The organism is Saprospira grandis str. Lewin (genome assembly GCF_000250635.1).
Classification (GTDB): domain Bacteria; phylum Bacteroidota; class Bacteroidia; order Chitinophagales; family Saprospiraceae; genus Saprospira; species Saprospira grandis.
The window spans coordinates 3,581,017-3,600,517 of record NC_016940.1 but is presented as its reverse complement, the minus strand read 5'-3'; the positions used below and the strand labels follow the sequence as shown (position 1 = coordinate 3,600,517).

General features: G+C 46.6%; 20 protein-coding genes. 13 read left to right on the top strand and 7 right to left on the bottom strand.

What is annotated here, in order from left to right:
* The first annotated feature begins 298 nt into the window (after window positions 1-298).
* From SGRA_RS15935 to rpsP, 6 genes are all read left to right on the top strand, one after another.
* A complete protein-coding gene (locus SGRA_RS15935) occupies window positions 299-1,333 on the top strand; it encodes a rod shape-determining protein (protein WP_015693811.1) in 1,035 nt (344 codons plus the stop codon).
* Between the two features lie 105 nt (window positions 1,334-1,438).
* Window positions 1,439-2,284 (top strand): rod shape-determining protein MreC, encoded by an 846-nt coding sequence (mreC, locus tag SGRA_RS15930; protein WP_015693810.1) that lies wholly within the window; start codon window positions 1,439-1,441, stop codon window positions 2,282-2,284.
* A complete protein-coding gene (locus SGRA_RS15925) occupies window positions 2,274-2,777 on the top strand; it encodes a hypothetical protein (protein ID WP_015693809.1) in 504 nt (167 codons plus the stop codon). The genes mreC and SGRA_RS15925 overlap by 11 nt, the downstream gene beginning before the upstream one ends.
* Window positions 2,778-3,088: 311 nt before the next feature.
* Window positions 3,089-3,787, top strand: a complete 699-nt coding sequence (locus tag SGRA_RS15920) for a DUF4230 domain-containing protein (RefSeq protein WP_015693808.1) — start codon at window positions 3,089-3,091, stop codon at window positions 3,785-3,787.
* Between the two features lie 13 nt (window positions 3,788-3,800).
* Window positions 3,801-4,100, top strand: coding sequence for a rhodanese-like domain-containing protein (locus SGRA_RS15915; protein WP_041329731.1), 300 nt, complete (start codon window positions 3,801-3,803; stop codon window positions 4,098-4,100).
* Between the two features lie 275 nt (window positions 4,101-4,375).
* Window positions 4,376-4,873, top strand: coding sequence for a 30S ribosomal protein S16 (rpsP, locus tag SGRA_RS24275; protein ID WP_041329963.1), 498 nt, complete (start codon window positions 4,376-4,378; stop codon window positions 4,871-4,873).
* Window positions 4,874-4,932: 59 nt separating this feature from the next.
* Here rpsP and SGRA_RS15905 read toward each other — a convergent pair whose 3' ends face one another.
* From SGRA_RS15905 to SGRA_RS15895, 3 genes are all read right to left on the bottom strand, one after another.
* A complete protein-coding gene (locus SGRA_RS15905; protein ID WP_245538568.1) occupies window positions 4,933-5,946 on the bottom strand; it encodes a hypothetical protein in 1,014 nt (337 codons plus the stop codon).
* A gap of 100 nt (window positions 5,947-6,046) precedes the next feature.
* Window positions 6,047-6,760 carry a hypothetical protein gene (locus SGRA_RS15900; RefSeq protein ID WP_015693804.1) on the bottom strand — a complete coding sequence of 238 codons (714 nt, stop codon included), beginning with the start codon at window positions 6,758-6,760 and terminating at the stop codon, window positions 6,047-6,049.
* Window positions 6,761-6,795: 35 nt separating this feature from the next.
* Entirely contained in the window at window positions 6,796-7,524 is a 729-nt protein-coding gene (locus SGRA_RS15895; RefSeq protein WP_015693803.1) for a DUF4412 domain-containing protein, read from the bottom strand.
* An 849-nt stretch (window positions 7,525-8,373) separates the two neighbouring features.
* On the opposite strand from SGRA_RS15895, the gene SGRA_RS15885 reads away from it, so the two are divergent.
* Window positions 8,374-9,000: a peroxiredoxin-like family protein gene (locus SGRA_RS15885; RefSeq protein WP_015693799.1), complete on the top strand. Its 627-nt coding sequence runs from the start codon at window positions 8,374-8,376 to the stop codon at window positions 8,998-9,000.
* A gap of 45 nt (window positions 9,001-9,045) precedes the next feature.
* Here the strand turns inward: SGRA_RS15885 and SGRA_RS15880 are convergent, their stop codons facing one another.
* The gene (locus SGRA_RS15880) at window positions 9,046-10,086 is read right to left on the bottom strand and encodes a glycosyltransferase family 9 protein (RefSeq protein WP_015693798.1); all 1,041 of its coding nucleotides are present in this window, start codon (window positions 10,084-10,086) and stop codon (window positions 9,046-9,048) included.
* Window positions 10,087-10,088: 2 nt separating this feature from the next.
* Entirely contained in the window at window positions 10,089-10,697 is a 609-nt protein-coding gene (locus SGRA_RS15875) for a DUF4254 domain-containing protein (protein ID WP_015693797.1), read from the bottom strand.
* A 372-nt stretch (window positions 10,698-11,069) separates the two neighbouring features.
* Here SGRA_RS15875 and SGRA_RS15870 point away from each other — a divergent pair, with 372 nt between their 5' ends.
* Together SGRA_RS15870 and SGRA_RS15865 are read left to right on the top strand one after the other, a co-directional pair.
* Complete coding sequence (locus SGRA_RS15870; RefSeq protein WP_015693796.1) at window positions 11,070-11,690, top strand: hypothetical protein; 621 nt, start codon at window positions 11,070-11,072, stop codon at window positions 11,688-11,690.
* A 34-nt stretch (window positions 11,691-11,724) separates the two neighbouring features.
* Entirely contained in the window at window positions 11,725-12,912 is a 1,188-nt protein-coding gene (locus SGRA_RS15865; protein WP_015693795.1) for a PepSY-associated TM helix domain-containing protein, read from the top strand.
* A gap of 497 nt (window positions 12,913-13,409) precedes the next feature.
* Here SGRA_RS15865 and SGRA_RS15860 read toward each other — a convergent pair whose 3' ends face one another.
* On the bottom strand, window positions 13,410-14,393 hold the full coding sequence (locus SGRA_RS15860; RefSeq protein ID WP_015693794.1) for a potassium channel beta subunit family protein: 984 nt from the start codon (window positions 14,391-14,393) through the stop codon (window positions 13,410-13,412).
* 113 nt (window positions 14,394-14,506) lie between these two features.
* On the opposite strand from SGRA_RS15860, the gene rpe reads away from it, so the two are divergent.
* The 3 genes from rpe to SGRA_RS15845 all read left to right on the top strand — a co-directional run bounded on the left by rpe (window position 14,507) and on the right by SGRA_RS15845 (window position 17,097).
* Window positions 14,507-15,172: a ribulose-phosphate 3-epimerase gene (rpe, locus tag SGRA_RS15855; RefSeq protein WP_015693793.1), complete on the top strand. Its 666-nt coding sequence runs from the start codon at window positions 14,507-14,509 to the stop codon at window positions 15,170-15,172.
* Between the two features lie 196 nt (window positions 15,173-15,368).
* Window positions 15,369-16,307 carry a methionyl-tRNA formyltransferase gene (fmt, locus tag SGRA_RS15850; RefSeq protein ID WP_071823207.1) on the top strand — a complete coding sequence of 313 codons (939 nt, stop codon included), beginning with the start codon at window positions 15,369-15,371 and terminating at the stop codon, window positions 16,305-16,307.
* Between the two features lie 49 nt (window positions 16,308-16,356).
* Window positions 16,357-17,097, top strand: coding sequence for a hypothetical protein (locus SGRA_RS15845; RefSeq protein ID WP_015693791.1), 741 nt, complete (start codon window positions 16,357-16,359; stop codon window positions 17,095-17,097).
* 36 nt (window positions 17,098-17,133) lie between these two features.
* On the opposite strand, the gene SGRA_RS15840 is transcribed toward SGRA_RS15845, so the two are convergent.
* Window positions 17,134-17,898: a cyclase family protein gene (locus tag SGRA_RS15840; protein ID WP_015693790.1), complete on the bottom strand. Its 765-nt coding sequence runs from the start codon at window positions 17,896-17,898 to the stop codon at window positions 17,134-17,136.
* Window positions 17,899-18,225: 327 nt separating this feature from the next.
* Between SGRA_RS15840 and SGRA_RS15830 the strand changes: the two genes are divergently transcribed.
* Window positions 18,226-19,347 (top strand): chorismate mutase, encoded by a 1,122-nt coding sequence (locus SGRA_RS15830; protein WP_015693789.1) that lies wholly within the window; start codon window positions 18,226-18,228, stop codon window positions 19,345-19,347.
* Window positions 19,348-19,501 lie beyond the last annotated feature (154 nt).

Genomic DNA, 19,501 nt, shown 5'->3' with positions numbered 1-19,501 from the left:
GCCGCCGCTCGCCCGCAGGGTTTTACAATCGGCCTAGGGGCCTGAAGGGGTGGCCGCAGGCCAGACCAAAGGCGAAACGAAGTGAAGCCTGAAGGGCCGAGCAGACCTGCGAGCCCCGCAAGGGCCCGGCCGCCAAAGGCGGCAGGCCCCTAAAAAATAGCTACTTACTTATTTTGACTCCTTATAAATTTACTTTAATAGATTAAAAATTATATTTTTGCGCCAAAGCTAAGCAAAGCCTAAAACGCAAAGCCATTTTGCCCAACCTACTAGCCAAGTATAAAGCTTGCCACTCCTTATGAAAAAATTCTTCAACTTCTTTACCCAAGAGATTGCCATCGACTTGGGGACTGCTAATACACTGATCATCCACAACGACCAAGTAGTTGTAGAGGAGCCTTCTATTGTGGCCGTAGACCGCAATACCAATGACGTTATCGCTGTAGGAAAAAAAGCGATGATGATGCACGAAAAAACCCACCAAAAAATTAAGACGATTCGCCCATTGAAGGATGGCGTAATTGCTGATTTTGAGGCGGCTGAACGCATGATTCAGGGTTTGATTGACATGATTCCGAACCGCAGAAAATTGCTTCGGAGTATGCGCACCGTTATTTGTATTCCTTCGGGTATTACCGAGGTAGAAAAGCGGGCCGTATTTGATTCTGCCGAGCATGTGGGTTCTCGCGAAACCTACCTCATTCACGAGCCTATGGCGGCTGCATTGGGGATTGGTTTGGACGTGACGGAGCCGGTTGGGAACATGATTATTGATATTGGGGGCGGAACGACGGAGATTGCCGTAATTGCCTTGGCCGGTATTGTTTGCGACCAATCTATCCGTACTGCTGGAGACGAATTCACCTTTGATATTGTGAACTATATGCGTCGGGAGCACAACCTATTGATTGGGGAGCGCACCGCCGAGCAGATTAAGATTCATGTGGGGGCTGCCGAGCAGAACCTAGAGGAACCGCCTGCAGATTATCCGGTAAATGGCCGAGATTTGATGACGGGGATTCCCAAGCAGATTATGGTTTCGCATAAAGAAATTAGCCGTTGTTTGGATAAATCGGTGGCTAAAATTGAAGAGGCTATTTTGAAGGCCTTGGAGAGTACGCCTCCAGAATTGGCGGCCGATATTTATCGGACGGGCCTCTATTTGACGGGAGGTGGCGCCCTTTTGCGCGGCTTGGATAATCGGATTAGTAAGAAGACCAAATTGCCGGTACACATTGCGGAAGACCCCCTACGGGCGGTGGTTCGCGGAACGGGAATTGCCTTGCAGAACATTGCCAAGTTCTCCTTCCTCATCTCTCAGAAAAGCCTCTAAAACAGAGCTATAGCCAGGGAGGTGTTGTTGTGATGCCTTTCTAAAAATAAAGCGTGTCGGAGCGGTTAGGCTGGTCCGACACGCCCTATTTATTGCCCAACTATTATGAATAAGTTTAGCCAGCTAATTATTCGTTATCATGGTGTTTTTGCCTTCTTCATTTTGGAGTTGATTGCGCTAAACTTTTACTTTAGCCAAAATGCTACGCCAGAGAAGACCGCCTTTTTGAGTTCTGCCAATCGGATGGTGGGCGGAATTTATGATTATCAGAATCGTTGGTCGCGCTATTGGAACCTCTCTGCGGTAAATGATTCTTTGGCCCAAGAAAACGCCCGGCTCAAGATGCAACTGCCCAGCACAACCTTTTCGCATTTGCTCGATTCGGCCACAGTGGGGGCCGAAGACAGTTTATCGGAGCAGCAGTATCATTATTTGGCCGCAACGGTGGTCAATAATAGTGTGCATCGGCAGAAGAACTACCTCACCTTGAACCGAGGCAGCAAGCATGGGGTGCGAAAGAATACGGCGGTTTTGGCCAATACCCAAGAGGGGGTGGTGGGCGTGATTCGGGCCGTTTCTACCCATTATGCTTTGGTCATGTCTATTCTCAATACCGATAGCCGAATTAGCAGCCGAATTGGCCGCAATAACTACCTTGGCGTTTTGCGTTGGGATGGCCAAGATCCTCGCTATATGCAGCTGCACGATATTCCCAAACATTTGGGCCTGCAAAAAGGCGATAGCGTATTGACCAGCGGCTTTTCTACGGTTTTTCCCAAAGATATTTTCTTGGGCAAAATTGATAGTTTTTATATAGAGCCAGGCAGTAATTTCTACAATATTTCGGTCCAATTGGTCAATGACTTGGGCAAAGCCGATAAGGTATATATTGTAGACAATATTCTGAGAGACGAACAACTTGAATTAGAAGCTTCTATCCATGAGCAATAACCTTTTTGGCATCAATATTTTCCGCTTTATCTTTGTTTTGTTGTTGCAGGGTCTGCTCTTCAAATATGTAGATTTTAAGCTGATTGATATTTACATTCATCCGCTTTTTGTGCTCTTGCTGCCCCTAGAAATCCCTATGGTGTTGGCCCTGATTTTGGCCTTTGCCCTAGGCTTGGGCGTCGATACTTTTCTCAATAGTTTTGGCTTGCATGCGGCCGTTATGGTGGCCTTGGCCTTTTTACGCCCCCTCATTTGCGCTATCATAGAGCCTATTTCGGGCTATGAGCCAGGCCAACTGCTAAGCAAAGAGAGCTTGGGCCGCAGCTGGATTATCCGCTATACCGCCCTGATGATGGGCGCCTACATGATTATGGCCACCCTACTAGAAGACCTGAGCATCAGTTGGTTGTGGCTAGCTCGTTATATCCTGAGCTTTATCATTTCCTCTCTTTTTGTGCTGCTCTATCAGTTTATTTTTAAAATTAGGGTCTAATTTTTTTGGGGCCTGCCGCCTTTGGCGGCCGGGCCCTTGCGGGGCTCGCAGGTCTGCTCGGCCCTTCAGCGCTGCGCGCCTCGGTCTGGCCTGCGGCCACCCCTTCAGGCCCCTAGGCCGATGCTGTAGGTGGACACCTACAGCAAGAGCGGTATTGCTTCGCAATAATATATAAATGAGGGTGGAGCCCCTCATAATTTTGGCTATAGCCATTGCTGCCCTCCTCTAGGTCCAACTTAAAAGCGCTTATTTCAAGAAAAATATTAAAATAAAAGCTTAGTTTTAATCAACTCACCAAAGCTTTTATTGTTATGCGTTTTTTCGATTATCTTCTTTTTATGTTTTTAGGAGCATTAGGTGGAGCCGCAGGCTACCACTTTTTTATTTTGGGCCAAAATTTGGAGAAAAAAGACCCAATGCCTCAGGCTAAGCAACAAATTTTGCTAGAACGCATTAAAGAAGTAGCCAAGTTAGTGACCGTAGAGGGCGAATTCTCTAATGTGCATGAGTATAATAGTTTTTATGCTTACGATATTAGTCCCTTACGGAAAAAAGCCTTGGTCAAAGTGAAGGCCAAAGTAGCCGTAGGCTACGACCTCAGTCAGTTAGATTGGGAAGTAGATGAGGTCCAGAAAATTGTTCGGGTACGCAACCTTCCCGATCCACAAATCTTATCTATTGACCACGACTTAGAGTATTACGACATCCAAGAAGGGGTATTTAACGCCTTTAATGAAGATGAATTGACGAGCATCAATGTGGTCGTTAAGAAAATGCTCCGAGAAGAGGCCCAAGAAAGTGAGCTGATGGGCAAAGCCCGCAGAGAAGGGCTGCGCAATTTGGGCCTAATCAAACTATTGGTAGAGCAAAATGGCTGGACCTTTGAGGCCATCAGAGCCCCTCAAAAAAATATAGAAGAACAGCAGACTACACCTCCTTCTGCTGATTCTATGATCAAAATTAAAATTCCTCCCCTCGCTGAGCCCAAGGGCAGCAAAGGCTCAGATTAAAATCTCCTCCCCCATGATGAATAGTATTCAGCAAATTGATTTACGGACCTTAAAAAAGTGGCAGGCCCAAAACAAAGACTTTATCCTAGTGGATGTTCGAGAGCCGCACGAACATGAAGCCTTTAATATTGGTGGGCAGCTGGTCCCTTTATCTGATTTGGGACCTTTTATAGAAAGAGTGGCCCAAAATAGCTGTTTGGTCCTCTATTGCCGCAAAGGGCTGCGCAGCCAATTGGCCATACAAAGAATTAGGCGGCAGCGTAAAGATTTAGATTGCTACAACCTCAGTGGGGGCATCTACGAGCTGATGTAGGTCCAGAAAAGCGGGCAAAGCCCGCTTTGGCTGAGGGATAGTAGGGGGTGGCCGCAGGCCAGACCAAAGGCGAAACGAAGTGGAGCCTGAAGGGCCGAGCGAGCAGCGAGCCCCCGCATAGCCCGACCTGGCCAAAGGCCAGGGCAGCCCCAAAAAAAGAAAAAGAAAAGGGTAAAAACTCGGAAAAGAGTGTATCTTTGTGCTTTCGTAAAGCCCCACCGCTTGTTCAGCAAGTTCAGTGGGGGATCAAAATCACAGGCTTAAATTTTACAGACATGCCCGTAAAGATTCGTTTGCAACGCAAAGGACGCAAAAAAGCGCCTTTTTATCACATCGTTATTGCTGACTCTCGTGCTCCCCGTGACGGTAAGTACATTCAGCGCATTGGTACTTACAACCCTTTGACTGTACCTGCTACAATCAATGTGGACCGTGATGCCGCTTTTGACTGGTTGATGAAAGGTGCACAACCTACCGACACTGTTCGTGCCATTTTGAAATTCAAAGGTGTATTCTACAAGAAGCATCTTCAGCGTGGTGTAGCCAAAGGTGCTCTTACTCAAGAGCAGGCTGATGCTAAACTAGCGCAATGGATTGAAGGTAAAGAAGCGGTGGTAGAGTCTCGTCGTGAGCAAACCAAGCAGCGTCTAGAAAAGCAACGTCAGATGATTTTTGGAACTCCTCCTGCCAAGCCTGAGCCTAAGGTAGAGGAAGCTCCTGAAGCCACTGAGGTTGAAGCTTCTACAGAAGAAGGAACTGATGCAGAAGCCTAAGTCATTTTGACTTAAACGGACAAAGGGGATAAGCTTTAGGCTTATCCCCTTTTTTTTTGTTAGTATTCGATTCGGCTGGGTAAAATTGGGTTATTTTCGTTTTGGGGTTCTTCTTCTTTCAGGGCGTTGCTAGCGTCTACTCGCCAGCCATTTTCGAAACTGAGGTTATAGAGAATTTGGAGGTTTTCGCCATGTTGGGGTTCGGTATACCAGTTTCTTTTTTGGCGTTCCATGCTGCGGATCACATCAAAGAGGGCCAATTTAATTTTCATGATGGCTTTTCGGTCAATATCATAAGCTCTTCGGCCGTTAATTTTTTCTTGGGTGCGCCATTCGAGATAAGCGATATCGGAGGCGAGGCGGCGGAGTTCGTCTTCTTTTTTCATATTGAAGCCGCCTTCTCCTTGCCAGGCCAGGTTTTCGGGATAGGCCATACAATTACTTAGGGCTTGGGCGGCATCGGCCACTACCCCACCCATTTGGGCCTGTTGGCCAAAGGGTTGTTCAAAGCGTTGGGTCACATAGTTGATAATGGCCCGATAGCGGCGATTGACGCGGCGGTTCATGGGGTCTAGCCAGGGCGCTTCGGCCTGGGCTTCATAGCGATAATTGGCCCAAGCAAAATAGAGCGTCTGCCAATCTTCTTGCCCTTGGCCGGGCAATTTTTCTTTTTTGAGCAGAAGCTGAGCATCTTCAAATTTGCCTTTTTTCAGCAACTTTTCAAGTTGGTCCAATAGCTTTTTTCGGGGACTCCCATTGAGTTTATCGTTTAGCGTTTGGGCATAGGCGACAAAGGCCTGCATTTGCTCCTGATAATCGCTAATGATATAGGCTTCGGGGTCTTTTCTTTTTTTCAGGACTCGTTCATCTTGGGCCAATTGGCAGCCTCCATAAATGGCCTTGAGCGTTTGCTCTAATTCGGGTTCAACTTCGGCGGGACTATCATCTGGTGTACAAATTGGGAATCCCCCATTGAAGCGTTGGGGCTGGGCCCATAGGCTGAGCGAGCAGCCCAGACATAAGAGGAGAAAACTAAGGTGGCGAACTAGCATAAGTAATAATTGATTAAGCACTTTTTTGAGGGAGCGGGACAAAATAAGCCGCTTGGCTCAAAATAAAAAATTACCCCTAAGCCCAGCCTAGAGGTAATTATAAAATTAAGCGATAAAAACGTTATCCGCCAATAGCGGGAGAGGTTTGCTGCAATTCTTCGCTTGTTTTTTCGGTATAACCTTCGGGAATAACCAAATCAAAATTGCTGCTTACAGGCGTAGACTTGTCAATTTCTGTGGCTAGCATAGAAAACTTACCATCGGGGCTATCTACCTCGATACCGAGGGGAAAACCGCCTAGTTTTTCGCTCACTTCGTTCATAAAAGAAACGGCGCTCACATCAATTTTGTCGGTCAAATAAATGGCCACTTTGGTTGTGGGATCTTTGGGGTTATTGGCAAACACCTTACGGCATTTGTAGCCCGCAATTTCTTTATCCCCTCCTTTTACCTCTTTAAACTGAGTGGTAATTTCATCCAAATTGGTCATTTCCTTTTGGGCCTTCTTCACATCTTCCGAAGGGATTTTCATGGCTGTTTTTTCGCCCATCATCTGGATAAGCGCCAAGCCTTTGCTGTCCCCACTATTCATAATGAGGTCGCCCATAATGAGGCCACCCATAACTGCCCCCGTTGCGCGGAGGTCGCCCTTGAGGAAAACCAACTTGAGCGTAGAATTATTGACCATGGCCACATTGGGGTCCTTGCTCTCTTCTACATTAAGGGTGTAGGTAATGCTCCCTTTGTTCATTTTCTTAGAACGAAATAGCTGCGCTTGGGTAGAAGGAAGGGCAAAAACAACCGCAAAGAGCAGGAATAAAACTGAATTTCTCATAGAATGGAGTATAAAATGGTAGTAAAATATCTGTTTTAGAGGCCAAAACCACCGCCTAAGCCTTGCATTCCGCCCAGCTCTTCTAGGGTTGTTTTTTCATAGCCTTCTGGAATGCTTTTGTCAAAAACCTCGGCTTTTGGGGGTTTGTTAGAAATCTCATCGGCCTCAAAAACTAACTTCATTCCTCCTTGGCTAATTTCGTACCGAAGTGGAAAACCTTCCAAACCAGGTAGCTGCTCCTGAATCTGACTTTGCCCTACAGGCTGAATTTTTTTGGTCACATACATGGTCAAGGTTTCTGAAACGCCAGGCATTTGGACCTCTACCTTATGGCATCTATAACCCGCAATTTTTTTCCGCTTGCGCTTATAATACTTAAATGTAGGCTGGCTAGCGGCCGCATTGCTCTTTTGCTTGGCCTTGAGCTCCTCCATTTGCTCTTTGCTGAGCTCTACCGCCATGTTTTTGCCCATCATCGGTATCGACATCAACATCAGCCCCTCCTGCGCCTCATTATCCATAATGATATTCATGTTCATCATGCCGTTCATCATGTTGATCGAGGTTTTCACTTGGCTGCCCAAAAAATAAACCTTCATCTCCGAGCCATTCAGCATCCCCGCCATAGGGTTCTCTTCTCCCCCAGCCATGTTCATCGTATACTTAATATAGCCCTCCTCCATCTTCTTTTGGGCCATCAAGCTCGTGCTGCCCAAAGCAAGGAAAAAAATAAGACTAAAAATAGCTAATTGCGCTTTTCGCATGAATAATTCTGTTTTCTATTTGAGCCCAAGGCTCTATTGGTTTGATAAAATAGTGATTCCTCTTTTTGGGGCTGCCCACTCGCTTCGCTCGGGTCGGGCTGTGTCGCAGCTCGCAGGCCTGCTCGGCCCTTCGTTTTTTTCGCTACGCTCAAAAAACTCGGTCTGGCCTTCGGCCACTGCTATCCATCCCTCAGCCTGCGGCGGCTTCGCCGCCTGTCCTACCCAAAATAGACTGCCTCAAGATACAGCCAAAATTGGCTATTTGTTCAATGGCAGAACAATTTATTGGCTGGAGCACTGTTTTTTAGACTTTTATCACAAATTTAATTTTTTTTGACAAAAAAAGAGCTTAATATTGTGATCTCAATCACAGAAAAGACCTTAGATACAGCTCCCTACTCTCAAAAAGAAGAATTCCCATTAGTCGATCTCCCCTCTAAATATTCTTAGGTACTCAACCTGCAAAATGTTTAGAAGAACCAAGTCCAACCAGCTCACCCTAAGAGCTGGTTCTTTTTTGGCCCAAAAAGGAGCGAAGCGACGCGGCTGAGGGATGGCAGGGGGGGGCCGAAGGCCAGACCAAGCTTTTTTGAGCAAAGCGAAAAAAAGCGATGGGCCGAGCGAGCAGCGAGCCCCCCGCACAGCCCGACCCGCCCAGCGGGCGGGGCAGCCCCTCAAAAAAAATAATAAAATTGTGACCTTATTGTGACTATGGTATCTATAGGACAGAACAAATTAAACTACTTTAGCAGAGCACTAACAAACAATTAACAAGTTAATTATATTATAACCAAAAAGTTTAATAAAATTATTTATACAGCACACAGTTCTTAAAATTAACAAGTACGAATGAACAATCTAATCTTAATCTTAACTAGCCTTTTTCTTTTTGCTAATCCAGCAACACCTCTTTCAGAACGTTTGCACAATGGTGATGAAGCACCTCTATTCAACACCAGAGATGTTCGAGGCGAAAAGCTAAAATTGCGCAAATTGCTCAAAGAGCAAGAGCGTGTTCTGTTGGTTTTTATGCGTCACGCTTGGTGCCCCGTTTGCAACCTTCGTTCGCATGAATTGATGGAGCGCTACGAAGAGCTCAAAGCCGCTAATTATGAGGTGGTCGTCGTTTATGAATCGCCTCAGGAGCAGCTCATTCGATATGTAGAAGACCACGAACTGCCCTTTAAAGTAGTAGCCGATCCTTCTGGAGAATTGTACCGCTCTTATAAGATAGAACGCAACCCCGAGAAATTGAAGGCGGCCATGCAAGATGAAAAAACCTTGGCCCATATTGAAAAGGGCAAAAAGAGCTATAAAAAAGACTTTAGAAGTTATATGGCCAAAGGAGAAAAGCCCGATGCTTTGATTCCCGCTGACTTTGTTTTGGACCATAAAGGCAATATCTTGGAAGCCTATTATGGCAAAACCTTGGATGATCACTTGCCCTTAGAAAACTTGCTAGAGGCTAAAAAATAAGTTGGTCCACAAAAAAATCCTAATCGTTTTGCGATTAGGTTTTTTTTATGCCTGCAAAAGCGGCAGTAATTTATCGACAATTTGTTGGGGAGAAATGCTGGCCATAGCATTTTCATAGCCCTTAAACATTTTGCTGCCATTTCTGGAGCTGGGCAGCATGGGAAACTGCTCATAATCGGGTAAAAGAGCATATTCTAAAGGTTGGCGCCAGGGGTAGAACCCAAAAGCGGGATGGCTGGCTCCCCAAAGCGAAACAATGGGCTTTTCGAAAAAGGCGGCCATATGCATATTGGAAGAATCCATGGCCAAAAAGGCCGTTAATTGACTCATTAGGGCCAATTCATCAGAGAGGGGAAGCTGGCCAGCGACAATATGCAACTGTTTAGATTGGGCAATAGGCCATTGGCTAAACTCCTGCCCTTCAGATGGTCCACCAAACAAATAGATTTGCAAATTTGGGCAGGCGGCCAACAAAGCTTCTAGGCTTTGCTGCATGAGTTCCAAAGGATAAGTTTTGCCAGCATAGCGGGCCTTGGGCGCCACCCCCAATTTGGGTCCTTGGGGGGCTAGAAAAGGGGCCAAAGCGGTGCTTCCCTCAAAAATGGGGGGAGCGAGCTCGGCGGATAAATCGATGGGAAAACCCAATTTGGCCAAAACATCGGCATAGCGCAGATGATGCGAGCGCAAATACTGAATATTTTTATGGGCTTTTGGGGCGGCTAATTTTTTCTTGGCCCCTCTTTCCTTCTGCATTTTGGCCAAGGGGATGCCCCAAGACCAAGAGAGTAATGGGCCAAGGACCTGCGTGCGCAACACATTGTGCATATCAGCAATGGCTAGCGGTTTTGGTCCTTTTTGCAATTCTTTAGACAAGCGCCAAATCCCGCCCAAGCCCTGATAATCTTTCTCCAGATCAATGCCGACAAACTCTAGGCGATCGATGGGAGCAAAAAAGGGGGCAAAGGCGGGTCTAGACAATAGCCGAAAGCGCAAATCGGGATATTGGGCCAGGGCTTGTCGCAAAATGGGTTGCAACATGGCCACATCTCCCATAGCCGAGAAGCGCAGGAGCAAAATTTCTTTCAAAATTAGGCCTTTTTCTGGTAGAGCACAGGGTTGAGCTGTGGATCGTTATACATTTTCATTTGGCGGTAGACCTTCATTTGTTTTTCGCCTTGGGCCAACTCCTCTAGCAGCTGATCGATAGCGGTAGAGAGATCTTCTCTTTGTTCGAGCAGGATGGCCAATTTTTGCTTACAGCGGGCTTGCTGGTCTATAGGCGTATCTACTCGCTCGGCCTCGATAGCCATGTGGTAGATTTTTAGGGCCAAAATAGACAGGCGATCGATGGCCCAAGCGGGACTTTCGGTATTTAGGCGATTGCTTTTGGCGGGCACCGCTGCAAATTTGGCCAAGAAATAATCATCAATGCGTTCTACGGTATCGGTGCGCTCTTGATTGAGGGCATCGATACGGCGTTTGTAGCTCAGGGCCAAACTGGGCTCAATTTCGGGCTCGCGAATAAGGTCCTCTACATGCCACTGAACGCTATCGATCCAGTTTTTTTGGTAGAGTAAATAGTCGATAGTATCGGTAGCATAGGGGTTTTTTCCTTCTTGGTCCACTTGGTCCAAAACATGGTAAAAAGCGACCACCTCATCAAAGATTTTGTTGGCTGACTGACTGAATGATGACATATATTGTAGTATTTATTTCCTAGAATGATCGCAAAGATAATGAACTCCCGCAAAAAGCAGGGCCTAATCTAGTTTTTTAGGTTTAGCAGGGGGCGAAGCCCCCGCAGGCTGAGGGATAGTAGGCAGTGGCCGCAGGCCAGACCGAAGCGCGAAGCGCTGAAGGGCCGAGCGAATAGCGAGCTGCCGCATAGCCCGACCCAGCCGAAGGCTGGGGCAGCCCCAAATTGTTAAAAATACTCTAAAACTTATTTAGACTAATAATAAATAACAGGTAAAAACTTAGCTTGGCAGCCATTTCATGTTTATACAAAAATGCGGATTAAGCTACTTTTAGTTTTAGGCATTCTAAGCACACATCAAAAAAATAATCAAATGAAAAAACTGTTATTTATCCTCTTGGCGATTTCTATTTTAGCAATTTCTTGTGGCGAAAAAAAGGAGGGCCGCAGAGGGATAAATTATGAAGAATTGAAGGGCAATTTGCAGCTCACGGAAGAGCAGAGCAGTCAATTTGATGCGGTTAGGGCCAAGTATCAGAAAATTGGGGAGGAAATGCGTGCGGCGGCCAAGGCTGAGGGCGGAAAATTTGACCGTGTCGAGGCCTTTAAGAAAATGGAGGAGCGCAACAAGCAGCAGACCGAAGAGATGGCGGCATTTTTAGATGAGGGGCAACTTAGTACCTACAAAGCGTTTATGGAAAAGCATGCCCGCAAGCGCCCTAGATATAATGATGAGACCTTGGCCAAAATCAAGGCAGATTTGGCTTTGACCGAAGAGCAAGCTAATGTATTGGAGGCGGCCAACAATGCGTTTGAGAAATCTTTTCAGGATGCGCATGATATTTATCATGGCAATAGAGAACTGGCTCAAGAGTATTGGATAAAATTTGATGAAGAGCGCAAAAAGGCTATGAAAAGCGTACTTTCGGAAGAGCAATATGCGCAATTTTTGGAGTTGGTCAAGCCTTTTGATCGGAGCAAAATCAAGGAGTAAGCCTTAGTAAATATTCACGATAGAACTCATTTGCATGAAACTCAAAAAAGCCTTATTTCCCAAAAAGCGGAAGAAGGAATCTTGGTTTAAATACATTTCTGGAATTTTGCACCTTTGGTTGGGGCTCCTCTCCTCTTTGGTTGTTTTTATTATCTGTTTATCGGGCAGTATTTATGCCTTTAAGACGCAGATCAATGACTATTACAATGCGGAGAAAGTTTTTGTAGAGCTGCCCGCCCATCCGCAGGTAAATATAGCGGCTATAGAGGCTTTATTTGAGCGGCAGGGGCGAGAAATCACGGCCATAGTGATTCCCGAACAGCCCAATAGGAGTTATAGCATTAGTTTTCGGGAGCAAGGCGAAGAACAAAGCAAAACTCAGTATTTTGACCCTTATCGGCAACAACTTTTGGGGTATCGGTCCATTCAATTGGATGATTTTTTTGAGTTGATTTTGAGTTTGCACAAAAGTTTATGGATTCCGGGCATCGGAAAGCAAATTGTGGGCATTAGCAGTTTGATATTTTGTCTGCTTTTGCTTTCTGGTTTGGTCCTTTGGTTTCCGAAAAACATGCGCAATTTAAAGCGTGGCTTTTACATCAAGTTCAAGGCGAAGTTTTACCGCATCAATTATGATTTGCACAAGGTGCTTGGCTTTTATAGCTCCTTATTCTTGCTTTTTATCGCTTTGACGGGGGCCTATATCACTTACCCTTGGATGAAAAACGTCTTTATTGTGAGTTTGGGCGGACATGCGGTGGCCAGTGAAGCTGCCAAAGAGGAATTGTCGGAAGATTTTGATGCCGTTTTGAAGCAAATGCTGGCCAAAGAGCAAGATAAAAAGCAAATGGCGGAGCTATCGGCGGTTTCCTTTGATTCGATTTATCAGTTGACCAATAAACAACTGCCTTATGCTGGGGCGATCTCTATTCTGGGGCCTAACGATAAGGAAAGTGAATTTAAGGTGACCAAGCTCAATACGAGCAATTTTTTAGGTGCGATTTTACCCGATGAACTGGCCTTCAATAAAAAAGGAGAACTGAAAAATCAGGCGCTATTTGCCGATCAGGCTTTGCACAAGCAGTTTATCGAAATTGCCAAGCCTTTGCATACTGGAGAAATTCTGGGCATCAAAAGCATTATTCTCTATTTTATTATGGCCCTAATCGGCTGTTCTTTACCCATTACGGGCTTTATTTTCTGGTGGAAGAAAGTGAAGTAATTGGAAAGAGGAAGCTAGCAAATTGCTAGCTTCCTCTTTTTTTATTGTTCAGAACAATAAAAATAGCTCCCAAACGAAACAAAAACAAAAATGCCTTGATTTAGGGCCCTAACCCAATTCATTAGGTCCCAGTACTAATTCATTAGCTCCGCAACCCAATTCATTAGGTCCCAGTACTAATTCATTAGCTTCACAACCCAATTCATTAGGGAGACTGTTCAGGATTTTGTGTATCCGAATAAAATTTGGCCCTTTAGCTTAGTGCTCAAAAGCAAGATTCAGTCATTCATCGCCTAGGGACAAGCCCCTAGGCTAATCCAATGGAGGCAGCCCTCTACGAGGGCCTCAACTGTTGATACACAAGGCCTTGTTCAGTTGTTGTCGCAGAGAAGAACCTTATCCAAAGGCCCTCTTTAGAGGGCTGTCTGAAAAGCTAGCCTAGGGGCTTGTCCCTAGGCGCAGGAAAGGGCATACACAAAATTTTAAACAGACTCGTTTTAGAACATAGGAAACTCAGGTTGATTGCCTAAGATCGCTTCAATTTGGCTGTTTAGGTCTTCGGTAAATTGAGGCAAAAGCTCCAAGGCGGTCAAGGTTTCGGCTAAATGATGTGGCTTAGAAGCCCCTAAAATAACGGTACTCACATTGGGGTTCTTGGCGCACCAAGCCACGGCCAATTTGGCCACAGAGGTCCCTAATTGATCGGCTAGTTTTTGGAGTTCACGCACCTTATCCAAGCGTTCGGGTGTTAATGAGCGCTCCTTAAGCCAGTCCATGCCCTGCAAGCTCAGGCGGGTATTATCTGGAAACTCCTTGAGGTATTTATCGGTCAAAACCCCAGAGGCCAAAGGCGACCAAATGGTGGTGCCCAGCCCCACTGTTTTGTAAATTTGGGCATATTCTACCTCCACTTTTTCTCTATGAAACATATTGTATTGTGGCTGCTCCATTGTAGGCCCAATCAGGCGATAATCTTTGGCCACCATATGGGCTTCCATGATTTCTTGGGCCGACCATTCTGAGGTTCCCCAATATAAAATTTTGCCCTGTTGGATGAGGGTATTCATGGCCAAAACGGTCTCTTCAATGGGCGTTTCTTTATCTGGACGATGACAGTAAAAGAGGTCCAAATAATCGACCTGCAAGCGCTTCAAGGCGGCCTCACAGGCTTCTACCAAATGCTTGCGGCTTAGGCCTCTTTCATTGGGCAATTTGTTGCCATCGCCAAAAAAGGCTTTGCTAGAGACCAAATAAGAAGAGCGACGCCAGCCCATTTTCTTCAAAATATTGCCCATCACGATCTCCGATTGCCCATTGGCGTAAATTTCGGCATTATCAAAAAAGTTGACGCCCTGTTCATAGGCCATTTTCATCAATTCTTCGGCGACATCATCCCCAATTTGATTTCCAAAAGTAAGCCATGAGCCCAAAGAAAGTGCACTGACTTGCAAACCCGATTTTCCTAATCTGCGATATTCCATTTGTGGTTGTGTTGATTACATTAAAATAAAATCAAAAAACAGGGCGGGCCCAATCTTGTTTTAAAAAGCCGTACCTTTGCCCCATTCTTAGACCTAAATTAGGAATTTTACGCATGAAACACCTTATCGCCCCCTCTGTTTTGGCTTGCGACTTTGCTCGCCTGCCCGAAGAAATTGCCCTGCTCAATGATTCTGCCGCCGATTGGATCCATCTGGATGTCATGGATGGTCGCTTTGTTCCCAACCTCACTTTCGGTATGCCTTTGGTCGAGGCCATCAATCGCCTAACGGATAAAACCCTAGATGTACACCTGATGATGTTGGAGCCCGAACGCTATGTGGAGGCCTTCCAAAAGGCTGGAGCTGATTGGATTTCAGTGCATTACGAGGCCTGTCCTCATCTTCATCGCAACCTTCAGCAGATTAAGGCTACTGGCGCCAAAGCTGGGGTGGCCATCAATCCACATACGCCCGTCGAGGCCCTTTTTCCCGTACTGGAAGAAATTGATTTGGTCATTATTATGTCGGTTAATCCCGGTTTTGGCGGCCAAAAGTTTATCTACCACAGCATCGAGAAAATCAAAAAACTCAAGGAGGAAATTACGATCCGCAACCTACCCACCCTGATCGAGGTAGATGGCGGCGTAGGCATGCAAAATGCCCAGGTTCTCTTGCAAGCTGGGGCCGATGTATTGGTGGCGGGCAGCGCCGTTTTCAAAGCGCCCGATCCTAAAAAAGCCATTCAGCAGCTTAAAAATATTGGCGGTTTAGCCCTTTAAGTTGATTTTTTGGGGCCTCCGCTGCGGCTTCGCCTTGCGGCGCTACGTTCCGCAGCTCGCTGTTCGCTCGGCCCTTCGGCGGCTTTGCCGCCTCGGTCTGGCCCTGCGGGCCACTGCTGCACATCGCTAGGCCATTTGGCCTTCAGCCAAGGAGCCGAGCCCTATTCTCTAATTCTTCAATTTGATTCTTTAGTTTATGCGCATTATATTCATGGGCACCCCCGATTTTGCGGTTCCTAGCCTGCAAGCCTTAGTAGAAGCCCCCGATTTGGAGGTAGTTGCCGTTGTGACGAGTACCGATAAATGGGGCGGCAGAGGCAATAAAACCCTGCTGCAATCGGCGGTAAAGAAATACGCCCAAAGCCAAAATATTCCCGTCCTACAACCTGAGAAATTTAGAAATCCCGATTTTCTGGAGGAGCTCCGCAGCTATAAGGCGGACCTACAAGTGGTGGTCGCCTTTAAGATGTTGCCCAAAATGGTTTGGGATATGCCTAAATTGGGAAGTATGAACCTACACGGTTCTCTTTTGCCCAAATACAGAGGGGCCGCCCCCCTCAACTGGGCCGTAATTAATGGAGAAAAAGAAACTGGCCTGACCACCTTTTTGCTCCAACATGAAATTGATACCGGAGAACTGTTGTTACAATATAAGACCCCTATTGGTCCAGCCGAAACGGTAGGCGAGCTACACGACCGCCTAATGATTGCTGGGGGCGATTTGGTGCTGCGCTCGGTCCGCCTTCTCAAAACTGGCGATTATCAAACGCAGCCGCAGGCAGAGACAGAAGTTTGTCATGCGCCCAAAATCTTTCATAAAGATTGCCAGATTAACTTTCAGCAAGGGGCCCAAAAAGTCTTTGACTTTATTCGTGGCCTTAGCCCCTACCCTGTTGCTTGGACCAAAGTGGGGGGCAAAAAACTTAAGATTTACCGCAGTCAAATCATCTTTGCAGAACAAAATGCTAGTCCTGGCAGCATCTGGACCGATGGCAAGAAGTTTTTGCGGATTGCCGCCCAAGGCGCTTGGCTCGATATTTTAGAGCTGCAAGCCGAAAAGCGCAAACGCATGGATGTGCAAACCTTCCTCAATGGACAGGAACTGAGCGCTAGCAAGGTCGATGAGCTCGACTAAAGTTCGCTTTGCGCCCAATCATTGATTTGAACGCATAAAAAAAAGCAATATGTCAAAAACAATACTTTGGACCGCTACGGGCCTGCTTACGGTAGGCCTTAGCATCCTCTTTATTCGACCTGATTTTTTGGGCATGGCCCAAGAAACGGCCCCTCTAGCCGAAACGACCGTTAGTCAAGAGCTCAATGAAAATCGAGGAGGAGAAAAAAAGCGAGATGCCGATTATGTAGATCCTCGGCGGCCCAGCTTGCGCAAAACCGACTTGGAGGCAGAGCGCCAAGATGATGGCAGTATTGTGATGTATGCCGATGGCTATGAAGAGGATGATTTTGCCGCTTTTGAAGAGCCTGAAAATATGTTTGAGATTGAGGGTGGAGCGGCCCAGCAATCGGTGGGTGGACTTTGGGATATTTTTCTGGAACTAGATTTTGATTTGGGGCTTGACCAAAGTTTGGAAGAAGTAATTATGCAACCGCTGTTTACCAAAGCCATTCGGGCCTATGACCAACAGATTATAGAAATAGAGGGCTTTATTATTCCGCATGATATTGTGGCCCAAGCTATGGGCCCTGGAGATGATGGAACAATGTTTATGCTTTCGGCCTTTCCCACCGCCAGTTGTTTTTTTTGTAAGGGAGCTGGACCAGAATCTGTGATGGAGGTTTATCCAAAATCGCCTATTCCTTACAGTCAGAGCAAAGTAAAGATTCGGGGGCGCTTAGAATTGAATGAATTTGACTTCTTAAAAATGGCCTATTTGCTGCGAGATGCGGAAATTGTCCGAGAATAAGTAAAAATGGCTGTCGAAAAATCGACAGCCATTTTTTTATTGGTCCTCGCTCAAGACGGGATAAATAAGGGGGCGAGAGGGGGCGGCATCTAGCTCGAAGGCGGGCACGCCCAGTTGCAGCCAATAATCGCCATCTGGGGCGGCATTGGGCACATAGATTAGCTCGGTGATGCTGGCCCCAAAGCGGGGTGCATCTGGATAATTCCAGAAAGCTTTATGGGCCAAAAGGGCGCCCCCATCCTCTTCTGGATCTACAGAGGGCGTATCGATAAGGAGGTGTGGGATATTGGCTTGGCGGATGAGCAGCATAGCCTCCTCTTCGATAAAGACGGGATGGCTGCCTGAATAATTTCGGCTAATTTTTTCTTCCTCATTGGGGAGGGTACGAATAATGAGGGCCGTATTGCTGGGCCAGTTTTCCAGTTTGGGCGCCAATTGATCTGCGGTGATTTGCCATTGGCCATTTTTGGGATTGGGCAAAAAAGAATGCAGGCGGGCCCAGCCATTAAAATTAGTTAAACAAGTTCGGAGGCTATGCTGTTCTGCCGAAATGTGGCCCAGGCATTCGGTATGCGTGCCATGGCCGTGGGGATTAAAAGAGACATTAAAAAAATTGACCGAGCTGCCCATTTTGACCGAGCCGACAAAACTACCGGCCCTAACGGGCTGCATTTCGGGCCAGCCACAATGCCAGGCGCGGGGATTTTGGGCTGAGGCCGAAAGTGGGCGGGCCAAATCGTAAAAAAATTGAAAATCTATCTTTAGCGATCCTTTTTCGGGATGTTCTATTTTAGCAATCATTATCGGTTTCTTTTTTCTAGTTTTGTGGGCGTCCTACAGGCGGCGAAGCCGCCGCAAAGGAGCGAAGCGACGCGGCTGAGGGATGGGCAGCAGTGGCCGCAGGCCAGACCAAAGCGCGAAGCGCTGCAGGGCCGAGCGATCAGCGAGCTGCGAGACAGCCCGACCCGACTGCAAGGAGGGGCAGCCCCTAAAAATCCTTAAAAAAATTGGAAAAAACTTGTCGAAAGGGGAAAAAAATTTAAAGTTTCACTACTTTCAATAAAAATTGAAACTTGCAGCTAAGCAGAACGTTAAAGAAGAAAAGCAGCGGATTTTAAACTGAGAACTATGGATTTTATACAGATAAGAGATTGGGGAATTGGATTGGAGGCGATTGCGGAAGAGCAGCCGATTTTGATATCGGGCCCTTGTAGTGCCGAGACCGAAGAGCAGTTATTGCGCAGTTGTTTGGAGTTGGCGCAAACTGGGCAGGTACATATTTTGCGGGCGGGAATTTGGAAGCCTAGGACGCGGCCCAACTCCTTTGAGGGAGTGGGAAAAGAGGGATTAGTTTGGTTGCAAAAGGCCAAGGAATTGACGGGATTGCCGATTTGTGTGGAAGTGGCGCAGCCGGAGCATGTAGAATTGGCCTTGGCGGCTGGGGTAGATATTTTATGGATTGGGGCGCGGACCAGCGTCAATCCTTTTGCGGTGCAAGCCTTAGCCGAGGCCTTGGCGGGCAAAGATGTGCCGGTGATGGTCAAAAATCCGATCAATCCAGATTTAAAGCTTTGGATGGGAGCGATTGAGCGTTTTTACCAGCAGGGGATTCGAAAAATAGCGGCTATTCATCGGGGATTTTCGGTTTATGGGGAGCAGCGTTACCGCAATGCGCCCATTTGGGAATTGCCGATTGAGTTGAAGCGGCAGTGGCCCAATTTGGAATTGATTGGGGACCCTAGTCATATTGCGGGCAAGCGAGAATTATTGGGCGAATTGGCCCAGCAGGCCCTTTATTTGAACTTTGATGGCTTGATGATTGAGAGTCACTGCCAGCCCGAGCAAGCTTGGAGTGATGCGGCCCAGCAAGTTAATGCTGCAGATTTGGAGGAACTTTTAGGGAACTTAGAGCCCTTGCGGGCGGCATCTTCTGATCCTGATTTCCTTTGCCATTTGAATGAGCTGCGCAAAGAAATTGATTATTTGGACCATCAGTTATTGAAGGTTTTGGCTAGGCGGATGCAGCTCGTTCGGCAGATTGGGGAATACAAATATGAGAAGCAAATTAGCATTTTGCAATTGGAGCGTTGGGCCGAAATTTACAAAGATCGTTGTGGGCAGGCGCAGGATTTGCAACTGGCCCAAGAATTCATCAGTTTGTTAATTCAAGCCATTCATCAGGAGTCCATACGCCAGCAAGAGGCTGTTTTTGCCAGCAGTCGAATTTTGGACCGCTTGCAAAAAGCTTAAAGGCGCATTGTTTTACAGCTGTTTTTTTGTTGCTTTTATGATAGTTTCCTATTTTCCGAACAACTTTTAACAAAGGGTTAAGCCAATGTTAAGAAGTTGATTAGGGGACTAATTAAATTGCCTCTAATTTATTGAATAATAATAAATTAGAGGC

Excerpts from the sequence above, each read along its gene's own strand:
- SGRA_RS15935 (WP_015693811.1), top strand. The coding sequence starts at position 299 with ATGAAAAAATTCTTCAACTTCTTTACCCAAGAGATTGCCATCGACTTG.
- mreC (WP_015693810.1), top strand. The coding sequence starts at position 1,439 with ATGAATAAGTTTAGCCAGCTAATTATTCGTTATCATGGTGTTTTTGCC.
- SGRA_RS15925 (WP_015693809.1), top strand. The coding sequence starts at position 2,274 with ATGAGCAATAACCTTTTTGGCATCAATATTTTCCGCTTTATCTTTGTT.
- SGRA_RS15920 (WP_015693808.1), top strand. The coding sequence starts at position 3,089 with ATGCGTTTTTTCGATTATCTTCTTTTTATGTTTTTAGGAGCATTAGGT.
- SGRA_RS15915 (WP_041329731.1), top strand. The coding sequence starts at position 3,801 with ATGATGAATAGTATTCAGCAAATTGATTTACGGACCTTAAAAAAGTGG.
- rpsP (WP_041329963.1), top strand. The coding sequence starts at position 4,376 with ATGCCCGTAAAGATTCGTTTGCAACGCAAAGGACGCAAAAAAGCGCCT.
- SGRA_RS15900 (WP_015693804.1), bottom strand. The coding sequence starts at position 6,760 with ATGAGAAATTCAGTTTTATTCCTGCTCTTTGCGGTTGTTTTTGCCCTT.
- SGRA_RS15895 (WP_015693803.1), bottom strand. The coding sequence starts at position 7,524 with ATGCGAAAAGCGCAATTAGCTATTTTTAGTCTTATTTTTTTCCTTGCT.
- SGRA_RS15885 (WP_015693799.1), top strand. The coding sequence starts at position 8,374 with ATGAACAATCTAATCTTAATCTTAACTAGCCTTTTTCTTTTTGCTAAT.
- SGRA_RS15875 (WP_015693797.1), bottom strand. The coding sequence starts at position 10,697 with ATGTCATCATTCAGTCAGTCAGCCAACAAAATCTTTGATGAGGTGGTC.
- SGRA_RS15870 (WP_015693796.1), top strand. The coding sequence starts at position 11,070 with ATGAAAAAACTGTTATTTATCCTCTTGGCGATTTCTATTTTAGCAATT.
- SGRA_RS15865 (WP_015693795.1), top strand. The coding sequence starts at position 11,725 with ATGAAACTCAAAAAAGCCTTATTTCCCAAAAAGCGGAAGAAGGAATCT.
- SGRA_RS15860 (WP_015693794.1), bottom strand. The coding sequence starts at position 14,393 with ATGGAATATCGCAGATTAGGAAAATCGGGTTTGCAAGTCAGTGCACTT.
- rpe (WP_015693793.1), top strand. The coding sequence starts at position 14,507 with ATGAAACACCTTATCGCCCCCTCTGTTTTGGCTTGCGACTTTGCTCGC.
- fmt (WP_071823207.1), top strand. The coding sequence starts at position 15,369 with ATGCGCATTATATTCATGGGCACCCCCGATTTTGCGGTTCCTAGCCTG.
- SGRA_RS15845 (WP_015693791.1), top strand. The coding sequence starts at position 16,357 with ATGTCAAAAACAATACTTTGGACCGCTACGGGCCTGCTTACGGTAGGC.
- SGRA_RS15840 (WP_015693790.1), bottom strand. The coding sequence starts at position 17,898 with ATGATTGCTAAAATAGAACATCCCGAAAAAGGATCGCTAAAGATAGAT.
- SGRA_RS15830 (WP_015693789.1), top strand. The coding sequence starts at position 18,226 with ATGGATTTTATACAGATAAGAGATTGGGGAATTGGATTGGAGGCGATT.